A 19,971-nucleotide genomic window follows, 5' to 3' on the forward strand; every position below is an offset into this window, starting at 1 on the left:
CATGAGCCTTGACGTCGCCCAGATTGATCGGCGCATTCGGGAGAGCTTTGCCAGGCAGGGGTTGATGCAAAGCCTCGGCGCAATGCTCGGCGAGGTCTCGCCCGGACAGGTGGAGGTATCGCTGATCCCCAGGCCCGAGGTTTCGCAACAGCACGGCTTCGTGCATGCGGGAGCGGTGAGCGCCATAGCCGACAGTGCTGCCGGCTATGCTGCCCTGAGCATGATGCCGATGGATCGGGGCGTGCTTACCGCCGAATTCAAGATCAACCTGCTGGCCCCGGCGGCGGGGGAACGCATTGTCGCCCGAGGCAAAGTGGTCAAGTCCGGCCGGACGCTCACGCTTGCCCAAGCCGAAGTGTTCGCTGAGAGCGATGGCAAGGCGCGATTGATCGCACTCCTGACGGCGACACTGATGGCGATCGAAGGCCGGGACGGAATCGCTGACTGAGTTCGGCCTAATGACCTTTCCAGATGCAACGCTGCAGGCCCAAGGTCGCGAGCGGCCTTCGAATGAGGCGGGCCGCAGCCGGCCTCTTCACATTCACGGTCCGCTAGCATTGTCCCCGGAAGAGACGGCATAAATGCCAGGGCCCGGCTTGAGTCTGGTCGCGTTGCATATGGCCTTGTGAAGATCGGCCTGCCAGAATGGCTTGGCGAGGCGTTCCACTCCGGCCAATACCGTTTCAGGTATTTCAGCGTATCCGCTTGCGAGGATAATCGGAATATCCGGCCACCGGCTGGTTACCTCGGCGATCAGCTGGCCGCCGGTCATTTTAGGCATTGCATGGTCGGTAATAAGCAAATCGAAGCTTTCCTCGGACTCCAGTTTTTCCAGCGCTTCGGAACCGGAGTTGGCTTCAACCACCGTATGGCCGAGGTCTTCCAGGAGCGCGACGGTATTCATCAAGATGAGCGCGTCATCGTCGACGGCCAGTATTCTGAGAGAACTGCCCGGCTCTTCGACAGTTATCGTCTCCTCAGCCGTGACCGTCGAAGGGATTGCGGGTTCCGCCGCCGGGAGCCAAAGGATCGCGGTCGTCCCCTTTCCCAATTCGCTCTTGAGCTCCAGCCGCCCCCCCAGCTGCTGTGCAGTTCCAAGAACCATCGGCAATCCCAATCCAGTGCCTTTCCCAATTCCCTTGGTCGTGAAAAAGGGCTCCACCGCCTTCGCCAGAACGTCGGGGGCCATCCCGACGCCCTCGTCCACCACGATAATCTGGACGTAGCGTCCAGGTTTCAGCTCCGCGGGGCCGCTCATCTCCGCGTCGATATTCTTTGCGGAGATGGTGATTCTGCCGCCCTCAGGCATGGCGTCGCGCGCATTGACGGTAAGATTGAGAATGGCAAGCTCAAGCTGATTTCGATCTACGAGGATGTTGTCGAGGTCAGCCGGCAACGAAAAATCGAGATTTACGGAGGGGCCGAGCGACCGGCGGAGCAAGTCCGACATCGCACCCATCAGATCGAATACGCTTATCGGAATAGCCTGGAGTTCCTGCTTGCGCGCAAACGCCAGCATTCGCTGTGTCAGGGAGATTCCACGTGAGGCGCCTTCCATCGCGTTATTGATCAAGCTCATCTGCCGGTCATCTGTGAGTCGTTTCCGAAGCAGCTCGAGGCTGCCAACAACTGCATTCAGGAGGTTGTTGAAATCATGGGCGATGCCTCCGGTTAGTTGGCCGACGGCTTCCATTTTCTGGGACTGATACAAGGCCTCGCGTGCCGTATCCAAAGCGATTTCTGCACGCTTGCGTTCGGTCATGTCGCGGGTGATTTTGGCGAAGCCCATGATCGAGCCGGAGTCGTTATGGATCGGATCGATCGCAACGCTTGCCCAGAAGCGTTCGCCGTTCTTGCGGACGCGCCATCCTTCGGTCTGAAATCCGTCGTTGGCGCGGGCCTTGGCAAGAGCTCGCTCCCACTCTCGTCTGTCGTGATCCTCCGGCGTGTAGAACACCGAGAAATGCCGACCAATGATTTCGTCGGGCCGGTAGCCTTTGATCCTCTCCGCCCCCGCGTTCCAGTTCGTGACGAAGCCTTTTTCGTCGAGCATGAAGATGGCGTAGTCGGTCACGCCCTGGACTAGGAGGCGAAATGACTGCTCACTTTCGCGCAGCGCTCTCTCTTGCTCTCTGCGTTCGGTCAGATCACGGGTGATCTTCGCATAACCCAGCACTTGCCGCGTCTGGGGATCGATGACCGGATCGATGACGACATGCGCCCAGAACTGGGATCCGTCCTTCCGCACGCGCCAGCCTTCGCTCTCAAATCGTCCCTCCGCCCTCGCCGTTGCCAAGGCCCGGCTTGGAAGGTCCGCCTCGATATCGGAGGCCGTGTAAAAGCGTGAGAAATGCTCGCCGAGGATTTCGTGGTCCTGGTAGCCCTTGAAGCGCTGGGCGCCGGGGTTCCAGCTTGCGACCAGCCCTGCAGCGTCCAGCATGTAGATGGCGTAGTCGGTAATCGCATCCACAAGGATTCGATAGCGGCTGTCCGAAAGTTCGTTTTGTGGAGCCATGCCCAGGGACAGTCCGTTCAGCCAACACCGAAGAACCCCGCGAAAGGCATTCGGTTCCACGACTTCGACATGAATTTCCTGCGGATACGCGATCGTGCTCCGTGAGCGGCTTTGCCTTCGCGCTTGGCGCATTGTTCGAAGGTGCAATCGAGCTACTTGCCGGCGCTGCATGGAGGCTTTGTCCAGGACGAGCCGATCGGCCACGGCTCGGCTCGGGACGGCCGGCTGCCCGGCCAGAAAAGCTGATCCGGGACGCCTTGGATTTGCCCTCCACCACGCAGGCGCACCGAGTGGCGGACTGACTGTCCCGCCGGTAAGGAGGCGAGGGTGCCTTGACCGCCCGGCAGGAACGCTGCCTAGTCCTGACGGGCTGTCAAAGTTCGGTATCATTCCCGCAAGATCAGATGATCTCGGGATGCACTGCGTCGTGATCGGGGACGAGGTGAGAATGCGTGTTGCGTTTCTCCACAAGGCCAGGCTTCGGCTTTTCTGTGCCGGAGCGGCGGCCTTGGTGCTGACGGGCTGCGCGGGGGACGTGAAGGGCGTGCTCCTGCCTGTAAGCTCGTCTGCTTCCGACACCAGCAAGGTCACCATGCTGGTCGCGACGACGCGCGCGCCTGACGAGGATGCGGGCATCCTGTTCTCCGGCGAGCGCGGCAAGCCGGCCTTCGCCGAAATCACGGTGTCGCTGCCGCCGGCGGCGCGTCGCAAGGTCGGCGAGGTGCAGTGGCCGAGCCAGCTGCCCGGCAATCCGGAGACTGACTTCGTCACGCTTAGGGTCGATAAGCTCGACCGCGCACAGGCGGTGTCGCGCTTCCACAAGGCTGTGATGAAGGTGCCCAAGCGCAGGGTGATGGTCTTCATCCACGGCTTCAACAACCGCTTCGAGGACGCGGTCTACCGCTTCGCCCAGATCGTTCATGACTCGACCGCCGACGTCGTGCCGATCCTCTTCACCTGGCCCTCGCGCGGCTCTATCTTCGCCTATGGCTATGACCGCGAGAGCGGCAACTATTCGCGCACGGCGCTGGAGAGTCTTTTGCAGGATCTCGCGCGCGATCCGTCGGTCGGAGAGGTCTCGATCCTCGCCCATTCGATGGGGAACTGGGTGACGATGGAAGCGCTGCGCCAGATGGCGATTCGGAACGGGCGCATCCCACCGAAGATCGCCAACGTCATGCTCGCGGCGCCGGATGTCGATGTCGATGTTTTCCAAAGCCAGATCGGTGATATCCAGGGCAAGTTGCCGCGCTTCACGATGTTCGTCTCGCAGGATGATCGGGCGCTGGCCGTTTCGCGGCGCGTCTGGGGCAGCACGGTGCGGCTCGGCGCGATCGACCCGGACGTCGAGCCTTACCGGACCGAGCTCTCCAAGGCCGGTATCACGGTCGTAAACCTGACGAAGCTGCGCTCCGGCGACAGCCTGAACCACGGTAAATTCGCCGAAAGCCCGGAAGTGGTGCAGCTGATCGGCACCCGGCTGGTCGAGGGGCAGCCGATCACGGATTCGCGCGTCGGTCTGGGCGAGCGCCTGATGCAGGTGACCGCCGGCACCGCGGCGGCTGTCGGCACGGCCGCAGGCCTCGCGATTTCGGCGCCGCTCGCCGTTGTCGACCCTCATACGCGCCGCAACTTCAACGATACGATCGAGGAGGTCGGGCGCACGGTCAGCGATGTCGGAGACGCGACGAGCAATGCCGTCGCCGCGCCGCTGGCAGGAGCGGGGCTGCCGAGCCGCTGAGAGGGGAGGACGCGTCCGAGGCCTTTGTCTATTGCTACGGTCCCGGACAATCTCGAGGCCGTCATGGACCATGCCCCCGACCATTCCGACATCCGCGACGCCGTTGCGAAGCTCTGCGCGGATTTTCCCGGGGAGTACTGGCGCAAGCTCGACCGCGAGATGGCCTATCCGGCCGCGTTCGTGGCCGCACTGACCGAAAGCGGCTTCCTCTCCGCCCTGATCCCGGAGGAATATGGTGGCGCCGGCCTGCCCCTCTCGGCCGCCGCGGTGATCATGGAGGAGATCCAGCGACAGGGCTGCAACGGCGCCGCCTGCCATGCCCAGATGTATGTGATGGGCACCGTGCTGCGACATGGCACGGCCGACCAGAAGCAGCGCTACCTGCCCAGGATCGCCTCGGGCGAGCTCAGGCTGCAGGCCTTCGGCGTGACCGAGCCGACCAGCGGCACCGACACCACTGCGCTCAGGACCACGGCTCGGCGCGAAGGGGATCATTACATCGTCAACGGCCAGAAGATCTGGACGAGCCGTGCGGCGCAGTCCGACCTGATGCTGCTGCTCGCCCGCACCACGCCGCGCGACCAGGTCGCCAAGCGCACCGACGGGTTGTCGGTCTTCATCCTGGACATGCGCGAGGCGTTGAAGGCCGGCCTCACCATCCGGCCGATCCGCACGATGATGAATCACGCCACCACCGAGGTCTTCTTCGACAATGTGAAGGTGCCGGCCGAGAACCTCGTCGGGGAGGAGGGCAAAGGCTTTCGCTACATCCTCTCCGGCATGAACGCGGAACGCATCCTGATCGCGGCCGAATGCGTCGGCGATGCGAAATGGTTCATCGAAAAGGCCTCGAATTACGCGAGGGAACGCCATGTCTTCGGCAGGCCCATCGGCCAGAACCAGGGCGTCCAGTTCCCGATCGCCAAGGCCTACGCCAACATGCGCGCCGCCGAACTGATGGTGCGCGAGGCGATCCGGCTCTACGAGGCCGGCGCCAATCCGGGCGCGGAGGCCAACATGGCCAAGATGCTGGCGGCCGATGCCTCCTTCGAGGCCGCCAATGCCTGCATCCAGACGCATGGCGGCTTTGGCTTCGCCGAGGAATACGACGTCGAGCGCAAATTCCGCGAGACGCGCCTCTATCAGGTCGCGCCGATATCCACGAACCTGATCCTGTCCTATCTCGCCGAGCATGTGCTGGGCATGCCGAGGTCGTACTGATGACTGCTCCCGACGCGCCCAACCTCGACATCGATTATCTGCGCGGCTGGATCGGCCGGGAGGATGTCGGCGTCGATATCGTCAGCGAGGACCTCGCGCGAAAATACCACGCGACCTTCGATTATCCCGGCGAGGCCCCGAAAACCGGCGAGGCGGTTCCGAGGCTCATCCATTTCTGCCTGGCGCAACCGGCAGCCCCGACCAGCGGGCTCGGCCCCGACGGCCACCCCGCGCGCGGCGGCTTCCTGCCGCCAGTGCCTTTGCCGCGCCGGATGTGGGCTGGCGGTGCGTTCTCCTTCCATGGCGATCTCAAGGTTGGCGACACGGCAAGGCGGACCTCCCGCATTGCCGATGTCGTGTTGAAGGAAGGGCGCACCGGGGCGCTCTGCTTCGTCACGGTCGAGCATCGTATCGAGGCGAACGGTGCGCTCGTGCTCGAGGAGCGGCAGGACATCGTCTATCGCGGCCTCGAGACCGGTACGGGTGCGGCGAAGACGCCTCCGCTGGCCGAGCAAGGCATGCACCAGCGCCCGATGAGGGCGGAGGCGCCGCTGCTGTTCCGCTATTCGGCGCTGACCTTCAACGGACACCGCATCCATTACGACCGCCGCTATGTGACGGAGGTCGAGGGCTACCCCGGTCTCATCGTCCATGGTCCCATGCAGGCGGCCCTGCTTTGCAACTACGCCACGGAACTGCGCGGTGCCCCGCCGAAGCGCTTCAGCTTCCGCGGGCTGTCGCCGCTGTTCGACGACGACGCTTTCGCGCTGCACGCCACCGAAGACGGTGACGGTTTGAGGCTCTGGACGGCCAAGCAGAGCGGCACGTTGTGCATGATGGCGGAAGCTTACTGGTCGTGAGTTCGGCGCCGCCACCGATGAATCAGGGAGAGGAAGCGGTCGCTTTTTCCGCCGCCAGCCGAACGATCGTACGCGCCGTCTCGTAGGACTTCATGAAAGCCGGGACAGGCAAGAACTCGAAGCGCGAGTGGAAATTGCAGCCGCCGGTGAAGAAATTCGGCGTCGGCAGGCCGCGTGCCGAGAGGGCAGCGCCATCCGTGCCGCCGCGCATCGGGATCAGCTTCGGCTCGATCTTCAGCGTATCGAGCGCCGCGAAGAGCAGGTCGACCGAGCGGCGGTCCTCGCCCAGGCTGTCATGGATGTTGCCGTAGGTGTCGGTGACCTCGGACGAGACCCGTCCCCTAGGATAGCGCTGCGCGATCAGTTTGGTGACCTCGCCAATGCGGCGCTTGCGCTGTTCGAACCGGGCCTTGTCGAATTCGCGGATCATCACCTTGAGCCTGGCTTCGCTCTGGCCGGCGGCGATCTCGGTGAACCAGAAATAGCCTTCGCGCCCCTCGGTATTCTCGGGTGTTTCCGCGCGGTCGAACTCGGCGATGAAATCCATCGCCATTAGCAACGGGTTGACCAGCACGCCTTTGGCCGACATCGGATGGGCGCTGACGCCGGTGAAGCTGATCTCGCCCTGTGCCGCGTTGAAATTCTCGATGACGACCTCGCCGAGTTCGCAGGCATCGATGGTGTAGGCGAAGTCGCAGGCGAAGCGGGCGAGATCGAGCGCCTTGGCCCCGCGCAGGCCGATCTCCTCGTCGGGCACGAAGGCGACGACGATGTCGCCATGCGCGTCCTCGGGCCTGAGCTCGGCGAGCAGCGTCATGATCGCCGCGGCCGCGGCCTTGTTGTCTGCCCCGAGCACGCTGGTGCCGTCGCCGACGATGACGTCTTCGCCGACCCAGGGCTTGATCTGCGGGTTCTCCGCGACGCGCAGCCAGATGTCCCGCTCGCGGTTGAGGCAGAGATCCTGCCCTTCGAAGCGCAGGATCTGCGGGCGGATCACCGGGGAGAGCCCGACATCGACCGTGTCGAGATGGGCGATGAAGCCGATGCGCGGTGCGCCCGGACGGGTGCCGGGCTTGCGGGCGGTGACGGTGGCGTGGTCGTCGATGACGATGTCGGCTAGGCCGAGGGCTCGCAGCTCTTCGGCGAGAAGGGCGGCGAGGTTTTGCTGGCCGGGCGTGGAGGGCAGGCTGGTCGCCCGCGCGTCGCTCTGACTCTCGACCGCGACGTAGCGCAGGAAGCGCTCCGTCAATTCAGACGCAATGGACATCTCGACCTCGCTTCGCATCTCCTGCCCTGCCAGCTTGCGGGGGCAGGGCACAGCGAGAGCTATCGCGCCGGCGAGCGCTTCGGCAAGGCCCGCCGAAGCAACGCGGTCACGCCGCCTTGGCCAGGAAGTCCTCGGCGTAGTGACAGGCGACCTGCCGGCCGTCGATCTCGCGCTTCTCTGGGCGCTCCGCCCGGCAGCGATCGGTCACATAGGGGCAGCGGGTCGAGAACACGCAGCCCGTCGGCGGATTGAGCGGGGAGGGCAGTTCGCCGCGCAACACGATGCGCTCTCGCTTGGCCCCGCCGACACGCGGTGTCGAGGCCAGCAACGCCTGCGTATAGGGGTGCAGCGGCCGGGCGTAGATGCGCTCCTTCGGGCCGTGCTCGATGGCATTGCCGAGATACATCACCAAGACGTCGTGGGCGATGTGGCGGACGACGCTGAGGTCGTGCGAGATGAAGAGATAGGCGAGCTTCAGCTCGTCCTGCAGATCGGCCAGCAGGTTCAGAACCTGCGCCTGGATCGAGATGTCGAGCGCCGAGACCGGCTCATCCGCCACCAGCAATTTGGGCGAGAGGATGAGAGCACGAGCGATCGCGATGCGCTGGCGCTGGCCGCCCGAGAACATGTGCGGATAGCGGGCATAGTGCTCCGGACGCAGGCCGACCTTGGCCATCATCGCACGGGCCTTCTCGGTCCGCTCGGCCTTGGATAGGTCGGTGTTGATCTTGAGCGGCTCCTCAAGGATCGTGCCGATCTTCTTGCGCGGGTTGAGCGAGCCGTAGGGGTTCTGGAAGACGAGCTGCACCGTGCGGCGCAGCCGCCTGCGCTCGCTCGCGGGCGGCGAGATGGCGTCGAGACCGTCGAGAGTCAGATGGCCCGAGGTCGGTGTCTCGATCAGCGTCGCCATCCGCGCCAGCGTCGATTTTCCGCAGCCGGACTCGCCGACGACGGCGAGGGTGCGCCCGGCCTCGACCGAGAAGGACACCTTGTTCACCGCCTGAAGCTGCGCCGGCGGGCGGAAGAACCCCTGCTTGACCGGATAGGTCTGGGTCAGCTCGCGGGCTTCGATGACGGTGCTCATCGCGTCGCCTCCGTCGTCAGGCCGGCCTCGTCGCGGGCGCGCTCGGCATCGCGATTGGGATCGCCGAGCGGGTAATGGCAGCGCACGCGCCCGTCCGCCCAGTTCCTGAGCTCCGGCTGGACATTGCGCGAATGGTCGGTCGCATAGGCGCAGCGCGGGCTGAAAAGGCAGCCTTTCGGCCGGTCGTTCAGGCCGGGCACCATGCCCGGGATGGTGGCGAGGCGGCTCGCATGCTCGCTGCGCTCCGGCAGGGCGGCGAGCAGCGCTGCGGAATAGGGGTGCTGCGGATCGGCGAACAGCGCGTCGACCTTGCGCTCCTCCATGATCTGCCCGGCATACATCACCATGATGCGCTGTGCCGTCTCGGCGACGACGCCCATATTGTGGGTGATGAGGACGAGCGCCATGCCGCGCTCGCGCTGCAGCGACATCAGCAGGTCGAGGATCTGCGCCTGGATGGTGACGTCGAGTGCGGTCGTCGGCTCGTCGGCGATCAGCAGGCGCGGATTGCAGGCGATCGCCATCGCGATCATCACGCGCTGGTTCATGCCGCCGGACATCTGATGCGGGAAGGCCTTGAGGCGGCTTTCCGGTGCGGGGATGCCGACCTGTTCGAGCAGCTCGATCGAACGGCGCTTCGCGGCCTTGCCATCCATGCCTTCATGCTTCTTCAGCGTCTCGGCGAGCTGGAAACCGATGGTGAAGCAGGGATTGAGGCTGGTGCTCGGCTCCTGGAAGATCATCGCCACGTCCTTGCCGGTGAGCTGGCGGCGCTCGCGGGCGGACATGGTCAGGAGGTCGCGGCCGTCGAAGCGCAGCTTGTCGGCGCGAACGCGGCCGGGATAGCCGACGAGGCCCATCAGCGCGAGCATGGTGACTGATTTGCCGGAGCCGGATTCGCCGACGACGCCGAGCACCTCGCCCTCTTCGAGGGTGAGGTCGATGCGGTCCACGGCGCGCAGCGTTCCCTGGGAGGTGGGAAATTCGACGCTGAGGTTTTCGATTTCGAGAAGGGGCATGGGATCAGCGCTTCAGCTTGGGGTCGAGCGCATCGCGCAGGCCGTCACCCAGCAGGTTGAAGGCGAGCACGGTGATGAGGATGGCGAGGCCCGGGAAAGTGACGACCCACCAGGCGCGCAGCACGAACTCGCGCGCATCCGCGAGCATCGTGCCCCATTCCGGGGTCGGCGGCTGGGCGCCTAAGCCCAGGAAGCCCAGCGCGGCAGCGTCGAGGATCGCGGTGGAGACGCCGAGCGTCGCCTGTACGATGAGCGGCGCGGCGCAGTTCGGCAGGATCTCCGAGAACATCAGCCGGACCGTCTGCGCGCCGCTGACCTGGGCGGCGATGACATAATCCTTGCTGGCCTCGGTGATGACGGCGGCGCGGGTGATGCGCACGTAATGCGGCAGCACGACGATGGCGACGGCGAGCATGGCGTTCATCAGGCCGGGGCCGAGGATCGCGACGATGACGATCGCGAGCAGAAGGCTCGGCATCGTCATCAGAATGTCCATCAGCCGCATGATCGCGATATCGGCGAGGCCCTTGAAATAGCCCGCAATGAGGCCGAGGACGATGCCGACGATGATCGCGATCGCGACCACGAAGATGCCGATGACCAGCGAAAGCCGCGCGCCGTAGAGCAGGCGCGAGAGGATGTCGCGGCCGATCGCGTCCGTGCCGAGCGGGTAGGAGAGCGAGCCGCCTTCCTGCCAGAACGGTGGCTTCAGGAAGACCGCGTTGTTGGTCAGGTTCGGCTCGTGCGGCGCGATCAGCGGCGCGAACAGCGCGCAGAACAGCACCACGACGATGACGACGAGCCCGGCCACCGCGCCGCGATTGGCGCTGAAATAGGTCCAGAATTCGCGCGCCGGATGGGGCGGGACACCGCTCGGTGCGGCGACGGCGGGGGCTTCGAGGGTCTCGGCGCTCATGGGCGAGGGCTCCGCTGGGAGCTGAAATGCGTAAGGCGGTTCATCGGGCGTGCCTGATGCGCGGGTTGATCAGGCCGTAGAGCAGATCGACGAAGAGGTTGACGCTCATGACGACGATGCCGAGCAGCAGCGTGCCGCCCTGCAGGACGGGGTAGTCGCGCCGGCTGATCGCCTCGATCAGCCATTTGCCGACGCCGGGCCAGGAGAAGATCGTCTCGGTCAGGATCGCGCCGGTGAAGAGCGTGCCGACCTGCAGGCCGATGACGGTGACGACCGGGATCAGCGCATTGCGCAGCGCGTGCAGCGCGACGACCCGGATCGGCGCCATGCCCTTGGCCCGTGCCGTGCGGATATAGTCCTCGCCGAGCACCTCCAGCATCGCCGAACGCGTCATGCGGGCGATGACGGCGAGCGGCACCGTGCCGAGCACGATCGCCGGCAAGACGAGATGCGACAGCGCCGACCAGAAGGCGTCGATGTCACCGGCCAGCAGGCTGTCGATGGTGAGGAAGCCGGTGACCGGCTCGATGAAGTATTGCACGGCGATGCGGCCCGAAACCGGGGTTATGCCGAGCTGAACCGAGAACAGCAGGATCAGCAGCAGCCCCCACCAGAAGATAGGCATCGAATAGCCGGTGAGCGAGATGCCCATCACGCCATGGTCGAAGATCGAGTTCCGCTTCACTGCCGCGATGATGCCGGCCGGCAGGCCGATGAGGAGTGCGAGAATGATGGCGCAGAGTGCGAGCTCGATGGTGGCGGGGAAGAGCTGGCCGAACTCGGTCAGCACGTTCTCGCGCGTCACGATCGACTTGCCGAGATCTCCCTGCACGACGCGCTCGATATAGCGGCCGTACTGAACGAAAAGCGGCCGGTCGAGACCGTACTCGGTGAGGAGCTGTGCATGGCGGGCAGCATCGATGCCGCGCTCGCCGGCCATGGTCTCGATCGGGTCGCCCGGCACGAGCCGCACCAGGAAGAAGGCGAGAAGCGTGATCCCGATGAAGGTCGGGATGACCAGGCTCAGCCGTGTGAAGATGAAGCGCAGCATGGTTCTGCCATTCTTGTCGGCCGGAGCGTGGCGTTCCACGCGGCGGCCTGTTTTGTCGTTTTATTCAAGTTCGAATTCCGGCGCAGCGCAAACACCAGAATCCCGGAAAGATCAAGAACGCCGTGACGAAAACCGTGGATCGCGATGGTGCTGCGCGGGTGGAACTCGGATGCCCGACGAAAGACTTGCAAAACCTCGGGGGCACCAACGAAACAATGCGAATAAAGCCGGCGCCGACGAAGCAATGAATGCTCCATCGGCGCCGATGACTATCGGGGGCGAGCCGTCACTTGGTGATCGACACGCCGTAGAAGGGCTGGCCGCCGAAGAAGTGGATCTTGTAGTCCTTCACTTCCTTGCGCACCGGCGTGAAGGCCTGCGCATTGGCGAAGAGCAGGCCCGCGACATCCTCGTGGAAGAGTTCCTGAAAGCGCTTGTAGAGCTTCGTGCGCTCGCCCTGGTCGGTGATCGTGTTGGCCTTTGCCAGCGCGTCGGAAGCTTCCTGGTTGCACCAGCGCGCCCGGTTGGCACCGGTCTTCACGCCTTCGCAGGTCCAGCCCGAAAGCAGGATCTGGCTCGGATCGGGATAGTCCCAGGTGTAGCCGAACATCCCGACCTCGTGCTCGCCGGCGCGGCCGCGCTTGAGGTACTCGCCCCATTCGAAGGTCTGGATCGTCGCCTTGACGCCGATCTTGGCCCAGTCGGCCTGGATCAGCTCGGCAGCGCGCCGGCCGTTCGGCATATAGGCGCGCACGACGGGGATCGCCCAGAGCGTCGTCTCGAAGCCGTCCGCGAGGCCGGCCTCCTTCAGCAGCGCCTTGGCCTTCTCGGGATCATAGGCGCGCGGTTTCAGCTCGTCATTGTGCGACCACAGCGAAGGTGGCACGGCTGCCGCCGTGGGCTTGCCCGTGCCCTGATAGACCGCGTCGATGATCGCCGGGATGTTGGTGGCATAGGCCAGCGCCTCGCGCACGCGCTTGTCGCCGAAGGGCTTCTTCTGCTGGTTGAAGGCGAGGAAGCTCTGATCGGCGATGCTGCCCTGCAGCAGGTTGATGCCGGCTTCCGTCTTCATCGCCGGCAGGTCGCCGGGATTGGGGTAGCGCGCGATCTGGCACTCGCCGGAGCGGACCTTGGCGAAGCGCACGGCGGCATCGGGCGTGATCACGAAGATCAGGTCGTTGACCAGCGCCATGCGGTCGCGGTTGCCGACAGCCTTGGTCCAATGGTCCGGCACCGCCTTGAAGCGGATGACGGCATCCTTCTGATAGGCGAGCAGCGAGAACGGGCCGGTGCCGATCGGCGCGAAATCGACCTGCTCGGGCGTGCCGGCCTTCAGCATCGCGGCTGCATATTCGGCCGAGAGGATCGACATCGGCTCGACCGAGAGCGCCGAAAGCAGCGGCGAGTTCGGCTTGTTCAGCGTCAGCTTCACCGTGTAGTCGTCGACCTTCTCGACCGACTTCAGGCTCGGCTTCACGATCTCGCTGAAGAACTGGTAATTGCCGCTGCCGACCTTGTTGTAGGGGTTATTGGCGTCGAACATCCGCTCGAACGAGAAGACCACGTCGTCGGCGTTGAATTCGCGCGTCGGCGTGAAGGTCTTGCTGGCGTGCCACTTCACGCCCTTGCGCAGCTTGAAGGTGTAGGTCAGCGCATCGTCCGAGATCGTCCAGGACTCGGCGAGGCTCGGGATGATCTGCGAGCCGCCGCGCTCGGTCGCCGTCAGCCGCTCGTAGATCTGCGCCGCCACGTCATAGGCGGTGTTCTGGCTGCTGAATTGCGGATTCAGGAAATCGGGACTGGCTTCGGAGCAGACGACGAGCGCCTGGGCGCCCGCGACGGCGGGCAGGAAAAGGGCACTCAGCCCCAGCGTCAGAGCGAAGGAGCGGGCACGAACGGACATGGCGTTTCTCTCGGATAGGCGGGGAGACGGATCGGGCGCGGGGCGTCGTGCCCCATCGTCTCCACCTCCCGAAACGCGGCCCCGAGGGGCCGCGTCGTTTGGCATGCATCGGCCGCGCCAGAACGGGGCGCGACCGGCGCTTCGGCTCAGTTGCCGATGTCGACGCCGTAGAAGACGTGGCGGCTGAACGGCGAGAGCTTGAAGTCCTTCACTTCCTTGCGGACGGGCTTCAACTGCACCGCATGCGCGATGGTGAACCAGGGCGACTGCTCCTTGAAGATCACCTGAGCCTGCTGGTAGAGCTTCTCGCGCTCGGCCTGGTCGGTGACCGTCTTCGCCTTCGTCACCAGATCCTCGAAGGGCTTGTAGCAGAACTTGGCGACGTTCGAGCCGTTGGTCTTGGCCGAGTCGCAGCCGAGCAGCGTGTGCAGGAAGTTGTCCGGATCGCCGTTGTCGCCGGTCCAGCCGAGCATGCCCGTCTGGTGCTCGCCCGCCTGCATGCGCTTGCGGTACTCGCCCCACTCGAACGATTTGATCTCGGCCTTGACGCCGACCTTGGCGAGGTCCGCCTGCATCAGCTCGGCGATGCGCTTGGCGTTCGGGTTGTACGGGCGCTGCACCGGCATCGCCCACAGGTCGATCTCGAGCCCATTCGGGTAGCCGGCCTCGGCCAGCTCCTTCTTGGCCGCCTCCGGATCGAAGGGATCGTCCTTGATCGTCTCGTTGTAGGACCACATCGACGGCGGGATCGGGTTGGTCGCCGCGATGCCGCTGGAGAGGTAGACCGCGTCGATGATCGCCTTCTTGTTGATCGCCTTGTTGACGGCGCGGCGCACCTTGACGTCGTCGAAAGGCTTCTTGGTGGTGTTGTAGGCGAGATAGCCGATGTTCAGGCCCGGCTGCTCCAGGATCTGGACATTGGCGTCCTTCTTGATCGCGTCGAGGTCGGCCGGGTTCGGATAGGGCATGACATGGCATTCGCCCTTCTGGAGCTTGGCCCAGCGCACCGAGGCGTCCGGCGTGATCGCGAAGATGAGGTCGTCGATCTTCGCCTTGCCGGCCCAGTATTCCGGGAAGGCCTTGTAGCGGATGATCGCGTCCTTCTGGTACTGCACCAGATAGAACGGGCCGGTGCCGACCGGGTCCTGGTCGAGCTTCTCGGGCGTACCCGCCTTCAGCATCGCATCGGCGTATTCCTTCGACTGCACGCTGGCATATTGCATGGCGAGGTCGGAGAGGAACGGCGCCTCCGGCTGGTTCAGCGTGATCTTCACGGTGTAGTCATCGACCTTCTCCACCGACTTCAGCAACTTGGGCATGCCCATGTCGTTGAAATAGGAGTGGTTCGAGCTGGTCACCTTGAAGAACGGGTGATCCTCCTTCCACTGCCGCTCGATCATGAACATCACGTCGTCGGCGTTGAAGTCGCGTGTCGGCTTGAAAGCGCGGTTGGAGTGCCACTTCACGCCTTTGCGCAGGTGGAAGGTGTAGGTCAGGCCATCGGCCGAGATGTCCCACTTCTCCGCGAGGCCGGGCTGCACCTTGGTGCCGCCGCGCTCGAACTGGACGACGGTGTCGTAGATCTGGGTGTTCGCGTCGAAGGAGGTGCCGGTCGTGTTGACGCTCGGCGCGAAGTTCTCGGGGCTGCCCTCGGAGCAATAGACCAGCGTTTTCGCCATCAGGGGCTGCGCCGCCATCAGCGCGGAGGCCGACAGCGTCGCCAACAAAATCTTTTTCATGGATGTCTCCTTGAACGCCTCTCCGCCGCCTGCGGCGGAAGATGGCCCCGTTGCATCGGAAGCTTCATCGGCGGAATTCCCCGAGCCGCCTTGTCAACAGCTTATTGAAAGTCGAAGGAGGCGAATAGTCGTTTCCGCAGGCGTTCTGCGACCCGAGAATGGGAGGGTAAACGATTGCGCTGCGCGGTTTCCGTCGCCTCGCAAGGTCACCTGCTCGTGCCGGAATGAGCGTCCGGCTTGGCTATCAAAGCACCTCGCGGACGCGCAGAAGCGTGGTGTCCATGTGCCGGCCGATCGCCTCCGACAGGGCGTCGGCGTCGCGCTTGAGCAGCGCCGCGATCATCTCCTCATGCTCGGCTACTGCGCCCGCCCATTTCTCCGGCCCCTCATTGCCGACGAAGCGCAGCCGCTTGATGCGCGACTGCAGGGTGGTGTGCATCTCGGCGAGAACCGGATTGCCGGAAGCGGCGACGATGGCGCTGTGGATCGCCTGGTTCAGCTTGAAATAGTCGAGCCGGTCACGCGTGGCATAAAGCGCCAGCATGTCCCGGTGCAGCCTGTGGATCGCCTCGATGGTCGCGTCGCTGGCCTGCGCGCAGGCGATCCGGCCGCCCAGCTGTTCCAGGCTCTTGATGACGTCGAGGATGTCGGCGAGATCCCGCGCTGAGAACTTGCGCACGACCGCGCCCTTGGCGGGCAGGATCTCGACCAGACCCTCGCTGGCGAGCGTCTTGATTGCCTCGCGCAACGGCGTCCGCGACACGCCGAGCTGCGCACCCACCAGCCCCTCGTTGATGCGCTGGCCGGGGATGAGCTGGCCCTCGATGATCATGTCGCGCACCCGCTCCAGAACCTCGTCATGGAGGGTCCGTCGCGTGATCCGGGGATAATCGGTGGCCGTCTCGCTCATCGCTGTTCCATCGTTTCCGGCGCCTCCGTTACGGCATGCGGCGTCTGTGCTGTCAAACGACGGCGGCCGCCTCGGTGGCAAACAGCGCGTCCTGCCGGTGGCGCATCGCCAGCAGCCCGGAATCGCCGGGTATCTCGACATCGCCGAGGCGGATCGCGTCGCCGGCCCTGACGTTTCGGACGAGGGTCCGGTTGGCGACGAGGTAGAACGGGGCAGGGCGTTCGGCAGCGAGCGGCGCGGCCGGCCTGATCTCGGCCCCGACGCCGTCGATGCTGTGATGGTGCCCGCCCATTACGAGCGCGGTGCCGGCGGCGAGGTCGCGTTGCGCCACCGCGACGAGGTCCTGCCGTGGCCGATAATCCTCGCCATAGCCGGAGCGGCCGAGGCCGGCGGCATCGAGGATGGAAGTGGCGACTTCCACACCCAGAAGGTGGCGCGGCAGGTAGAGCGCCGCCGTCCGGCCGCTCCGGCTGACGACATGGCCCTTTCCGGCCAGCATTTCCCAGGTCTCGGCGTTGTCGCAGCGCACGACGATGAAGACGCCGCCGGCGAAGCTCGCCTCCTCGGGCAGGCGCAGATGATGGAACACGTCGATGCGGCGCGTGCCGGCCAGGAGCCCGCCTTCGCTGCGTTCCGCGAAGAGGTCGGCGATCTCCGGAATGCGGGCCGGCGGTGCGTGGAAGCCGGCCGCGTCGGCCGAGAAGCCGAGCGCATTGGCGACGAGCGTCATCTCGCAGAGATCGGGCACAGCCCGCAGCGGGAACGCCTCGCCCAGGATGCGCGCGCGCTCGGCCGCATTGGCGACGATCGAGCGAGAACCGGGCAGCCAGTGCTCGCGCAGCGCAGGCAGGGCATGGGTCACGCCATTGCAGGTGACGTTGCCCGTGGCGGCGTCCAGCACGAAATCATATTCGCTAGACTTGCCGGCCGCGATGATTTCGAGGCCGAGCACCTCGGCCCAGCTCGCCAGCGCGATCAGCAGGCTCGGCTGGTCGCCGTCGACCGGCGTCACCACGACGCCCTTCTGTTGGGCGAGGCGCGCCAGCCCCGGTCCGACGACGCTGTCGGCCTCCTTCGAGACCAGCGCGACATGGCGGCCGGCCTCGATCGCGGCGAGGCTGTATTGGGTCGCTCCTTCCGGGCTGCCTGTCGCTTCGACAAGCAGCTGGAACGGCAGTTCGAGGACGATGTCGAGGCTGGCGGCGGCGACGCATTTGCCGCCGTCCCAGGCCGCGCGCGCCTGGGCCGCGGTCTCGCACAGGGCGATCTCCGATGGCGCAAAGCCGGCGGCGGCAAAGGCGCGCCCGGCGGCTTCAGCCGTCATGTCCACCGCGATGCGCGCATTGACCAGCCGCGTCCGCCGCGATTGCGCGAGATAACTGCGGCCGAAGCTGCCGCTGCCGACGAGGCAGGTTTCGACCGGCTCGGCGATCCCGGCGTAATGCGCGTGAAAATTCATCAGGCTTCTCCCCGCGCGGCCGATGACGGCGTGGCTCGTTCGGGCCCGCGCTTTCGGAAATGACTACAGCAATCTCGTTATGCTGCATACAGCATACTTGAGGCGATGGGGTGCTTGTGGTAGCGAAGAGGGCAACAGGGATGAAAAGGCAGCGGAGTGCGGCCATGAATGAGCGGACGAATGACGCCTTGCCGGTGATCGCCGCAGCGATGGGTGATCCCTCCGGCATCAGCCCGGAACTGATGGCGCGCATCCTGGCGGAGCCCGATCTCCGGTCCGCGGCGCGCTATGTCGTGTTCGGCGACAAGCGTTTGCTCGATCTCGGCATCGAGGACAGCGGCGTCGATCCGCAGGTGCAGGTCGTGAAGGACGGCGAGGCGCTGCCGCTCGGCGACAGGCCCGTCTTCATCGACCTCGGCAACCATGATCCGGCCGATCTCCAGCGTGGCAAGGCGACGCTCGCGGGCGGCAAGGCCGCGACAGAGAATTTCCGCCGCGCGCTCCAGTTCGCCGCCTCCGGCAAGGCCGATGCGGTCTTCTTCACGCCCTTCAACAAGGCGGCGATGCGCTTCGCCTATCCCGGCTACGACGACGAGATCCGCTTCGTGCGCGATGCCATCGGCTTCGAGGGCCCCGCGAGCGAATTCAATGTCCTCGACAAGCTCTGGAACGCTCGCGTCACCTCCCACATCCCGCTGTCCGAGGTTGCCAGCAACATCACGCAGGAGCGCATCCTGCGCGCGCTGACGCTGGCTGACGCCAATCTGCGCGCTGCCGGCTTTAACCCGCCGCGCATCGCTGTCGCGGGCATCAACCCGCATGCCGGCGACGGCGGCAATTTCGGGCGTGACGAGATCGAGACGATCGAGCCGGCGGTGAAGGCCGCCAAGGCCAAGGGCTTCACTGTGGAGGGGCCGTTCCCCTCCGACACCGTCTTCCTGAGGGCAAAGAACGGCGATTTCGACGCCGTCCTGACGATGTATCACGACCAGGGCCAGATCGCGATGAAGCTGATCGGCTTCGACCGTGGCGTCACGCTGATCGGCGGCTTCCCCTTCCCGATCTGCACGCCCGCCCATGGCACGGCCTATGAGATCGCCGGCAAGGGCATCGCCAATCTCGGCGCCACTCGCGCCGCGCTGTCGCTGGCCATCAAGATGGCGCAGGACGGGAAGACGAAGGCCCGCGCCGCCGCCTGATCCGGTTTCGTTTTCAACAAGGCCGCCGGCAAGAGCGGCCCTTCAAATTCAAAACCTAGGGAGAAACCTCATGAAGACCATTGCCATGACTGCCGCGCTGGCCGGCGCGTTCGCGCTGGGCGGCATCGGTGCGGCGCAGGCCTGGGAGCCGACCAAGCCGATCGAGTTCGTCGTGACCTCCGGCGCCGGTGGAGGCACCGACAATTTCGCCCGCGTCATCCAGTCGATCATCACCAAGCACAAGCTCACCGAGCAGCCGATCGTGGTGGTGAACAAGGGCGGCGGCTCCGGTGCCGAGGGCTATGTCTACGGCAAGGGCGCCAAGGGCGATCCGAACCGCGTCATCTTCGGCACCAACAACGCCTATCTGCTGCCTTACGTTGCCAAGCTCGGCTACAAATACACGGACCTGACGCCGGTCGCCGCGCTGGCGCTCGACGAGTTCCTGCTCTGGGTGAAGGGTGATGCTCCCTACGCCGACGCGAAGGCCTATATCGAGGCGGTCAAGGCCAAGCCCATGGGCTTCAAGATGGGCGGCAGCCAGTCCAAGGACACCGACCAGACGCTGACCTCGATGATCCAGGACGCCTCCGGCGTGAAATGGATCTACGTCCCGTTCCAGGGCGGCAGCGCCGCTGCCGTGCAGCTCGCCGGCGGTCATATCGACTCCAACGTCAACAATCCCAACGAGAATATCGGCCAGTGGAAGGCCGGCCAGGTGAAGCCGCTCTGCGTCTTCTCGCCGGCCCGCCTCGCCAAAAGCGACGCGGTCTTCGAGGGCAAGGGCTGGGGCGACATCCCGACCTGCAAGGAAGCGGGCCTGCCGCTCGAGACCTTCCAGATGCCGCGCACCGTCTGGCTGCCGGCCGAGGTTCCGGCCGACGCCGTGACCTACTATGCCGGCCTCATGGAGAAGGTCTCCAAGACGCCGGAATGGCAGGAGTTCGTGCAGCGTACCGCCCAGACCGGCAAGTTCATGAAGGGCAAGGAGCTGACCGACTTCGTCGCCAAGGACGAGGCCGCGAACAAGAAGGTCTTCGAGAACGAAGGCTGGGTCGCGAAGTAAGGGCCTACTCGACAAGACGCA

The 19,971-nt window shown here is 65.1% G+C and carries 16 protein-coding genes; 6 read left to right on the forward strand and 10 right to left on the reverse strand.

From position 1 onward, the window contains the following. Position 1 precedes the first annotated feature (1 nt). Positions 2–448, forward strand: coding sequence for a PaaI family thioesterase (locus tag AC2FAN_RS10470; protein WP_265051842.1), 447 nt, complete (start codon positions 2–4; stop codon positions 446–448). A 93-nt stretch (positions 449–541) separates the two neighbouring features. On the opposite strand, the gene AC2FAN_RS10475 is transcribed toward AC2FAN_RS10470, so the two are convergent. Beyond that, entirely contained in the window at positions 542–2,515 is a 1,974-nt protein-coding gene (locus tag AC2FAN_RS10475; protein ID WP_485174553.1) for a hybrid sensor histidine kinase/response regulator, read from the reverse strand. 448 nt (positions 2,516–2,963) lie between these two features. Here AC2FAN_RS10475 and AC2FAN_RS10480 point away from each other — a divergent pair, with 448 nt between their 5' ends. The 3 genes from AC2FAN_RS10480 to AC2FAN_RS10490 all read left to right on the forward strand — a co-directional run bounded on the left by AC2FAN_RS10480 (position 2,964) and on the right by AC2FAN_RS10490 (position 6,337). After that, positions 2,964–4,256, forward strand: coding sequence for an alpha/beta hydrolase (locus tag AC2FAN_RS10480; protein ID WP_476806933.1), 1,293 nt, complete (start codon positions 2,964–2,966; stop codon positions 4,254–4,256). 63 nt (positions 4,257–4,319) lie between these two features. After that, entirely contained in the window at positions 4,320–5,477 is a 1,158-nt protein-coding gene (locus AC2FAN_RS10485; protein WP_476806956.1) for an acyl-CoA dehydrogenase family protein, read from the forward strand. Next, positions 5,477–6,337 (forward strand): HTD2 family dehydratase, encoded by an 861-nt coding sequence (locus AC2FAN_RS10490; RefSeq protein ID WP_485173816.1) that lies wholly within the window; start codon positions 5,477–5,479, stop codon positions 6,335–6,337. The genes AC2FAN_RS10485 and AC2FAN_RS10490 overlap by 1 nt, the downstream gene beginning before the upstream one ends. Before the next feature lie 22 nt (positions 6,338–6,359). Here the strand turns inward: AC2FAN_RS10490 and pepT are convergent, their stop codons facing one another. The 9 genes from pepT to AC2FAN_RS10535 all read right to left on the reverse strand — a co-directional run bounded on the left by pepT (position 6,360) and on the right by AC2FAN_RS10535 (position 17,685). Next, positions 6,360–7,604 carry a peptidase T gene (pepT, locus tag AC2FAN_RS10495; RefSeq protein WP_485173818.1) on the reverse strand — a complete coding sequence of 415 codons (1,245 nt, stop codon included), beginning with the start codon at positions 7,602–7,604 and terminating at the stop codon, positions 6,360–6,362. Positions 7,605–7,710: 106 nt separating this feature from the next. After that, complete coding sequence (locus AC2FAN_RS10500) at positions 7,711–8,688, reverse strand: peptide ABC transporter ATP-binding protein (protein ID WP_485173820.1); 978 nt, start codon at positions 8,686–8,688, stop codon at positions 7,711–7,713. Further along, positions 8,685–9,707, reverse strand: coding sequence for an ABC transporter ATP-binding protein (locus tag AC2FAN_RS10505; RefSeq protein ID WP_485173822.1), 1,023 nt, complete (start codon positions 9,705–9,707; stop codon positions 8,685–8,687). The genes AC2FAN_RS10500 and AC2FAN_RS10505 overlap by 4 nt, the downstream gene beginning before the upstream one ends. A gap of 4 nt (positions 9,708–9,711) precedes the next feature. Beyond that, a complete protein-coding gene (locus AC2FAN_RS10510; protein ID WP_265051847.1) occupies positions 9,712–10,623 on the reverse strand; it encodes an ABC transporter permease subunit in 912 nt (303 codons plus the stop codon). Positions 10,624–10,663: 40 nt separating this feature from the next. Continuing rightward, positions 10,664–11,674 carry an ABC transporter permease subunit gene (locus tag AC2FAN_RS10515; RefSeq protein WP_265051848.1) on the reverse strand — a complete coding sequence of 337 codons (1,011 nt, stop codon included), beginning with the start codon at positions 11,672–11,674 and terminating at the stop codon, positions 10,664–10,666. Between the two features lie 286 nt (positions 11,675–11,960). Beyond that, positions 11,961–13,577 carry an ABC transporter substrate-binding protein gene (locus tag AC2FAN_RS10520; RefSeq protein WP_485173824.1) on the reverse strand — a complete coding sequence of 539 codons (1,617 nt, stop codon included), beginning with the start codon at positions 13,575–13,577 and terminating at the stop codon, positions 11,961–11,963. A gap of 146 nt (positions 13,578–13,723) precedes the next feature. Further along, positions 13,724–15,316, reverse strand: a complete 1,593-nt coding sequence (locus AC2FAN_RS10525) for an ABC transporter substrate-binding protein (RefSeq protein WP_476806939.1) — start codon at positions 15,314–15,316, stop codon at positions 13,724–13,726. A 244-nt stretch (positions 15,317–15,560) separates the two neighbouring features. Next, positions 15,561–16,226: a GntR family transcriptional regulator gene (locus tag AC2FAN_RS10530; RefSeq protein ID WP_485173826.1), complete on the reverse strand. Its 666-nt coding sequence runs from the start codon at positions 16,224–16,226 to the stop codon at positions 15,561–15,563. Between the two features lie 52 nt (positions 16,227–16,278). Then, on the reverse strand, positions 16,279–17,685 hold the full coding sequence (locus AC2FAN_RS10535; RefSeq protein WP_485173828.1) for a flagellar biosynthesis protein FlgA: 1,407 nt from the start codon (positions 17,683–17,685) through the stop codon (positions 16,279–16,281). A 164-nt stretch (positions 17,686–17,849) separates the two neighbouring features. On the opposite strand from AC2FAN_RS10535, the gene AC2FAN_RS10540 reads away from it, so the two are divergent. After that, positions 17,850–18,884 carry a 4-hydroxythreonine-4-phosphate dehydrogenase PdxA gene (locus AC2FAN_RS10540; RefSeq protein ID WP_476806941.1) on the forward strand — a complete coding sequence of 345 codons (1,035 nt, stop codon included), beginning with the start codon at positions 17,850–17,852 and terminating at the stop codon, positions 18,882–18,884. A 70-nt stretch (positions 18,885–18,954) separates the two neighbouring features. Further along, on the forward strand, positions 18,955–19,950 hold the full coding sequence (locus AC2FAN_RS10545; RefSeq protein ID WP_485173831.1) for a Bug family tripartite tricarboxylate transporter substrate binding protein: 996 nt from the start codon (positions 18,955–18,957) through the stop codon (positions 19,948–19,950). Positions 19,951–19,971 lie beyond the last annotated feature (21 nt).

It is taken from the genome of Allobosea sp. RIT-PG3_2, from assembly GCF_057321085.1.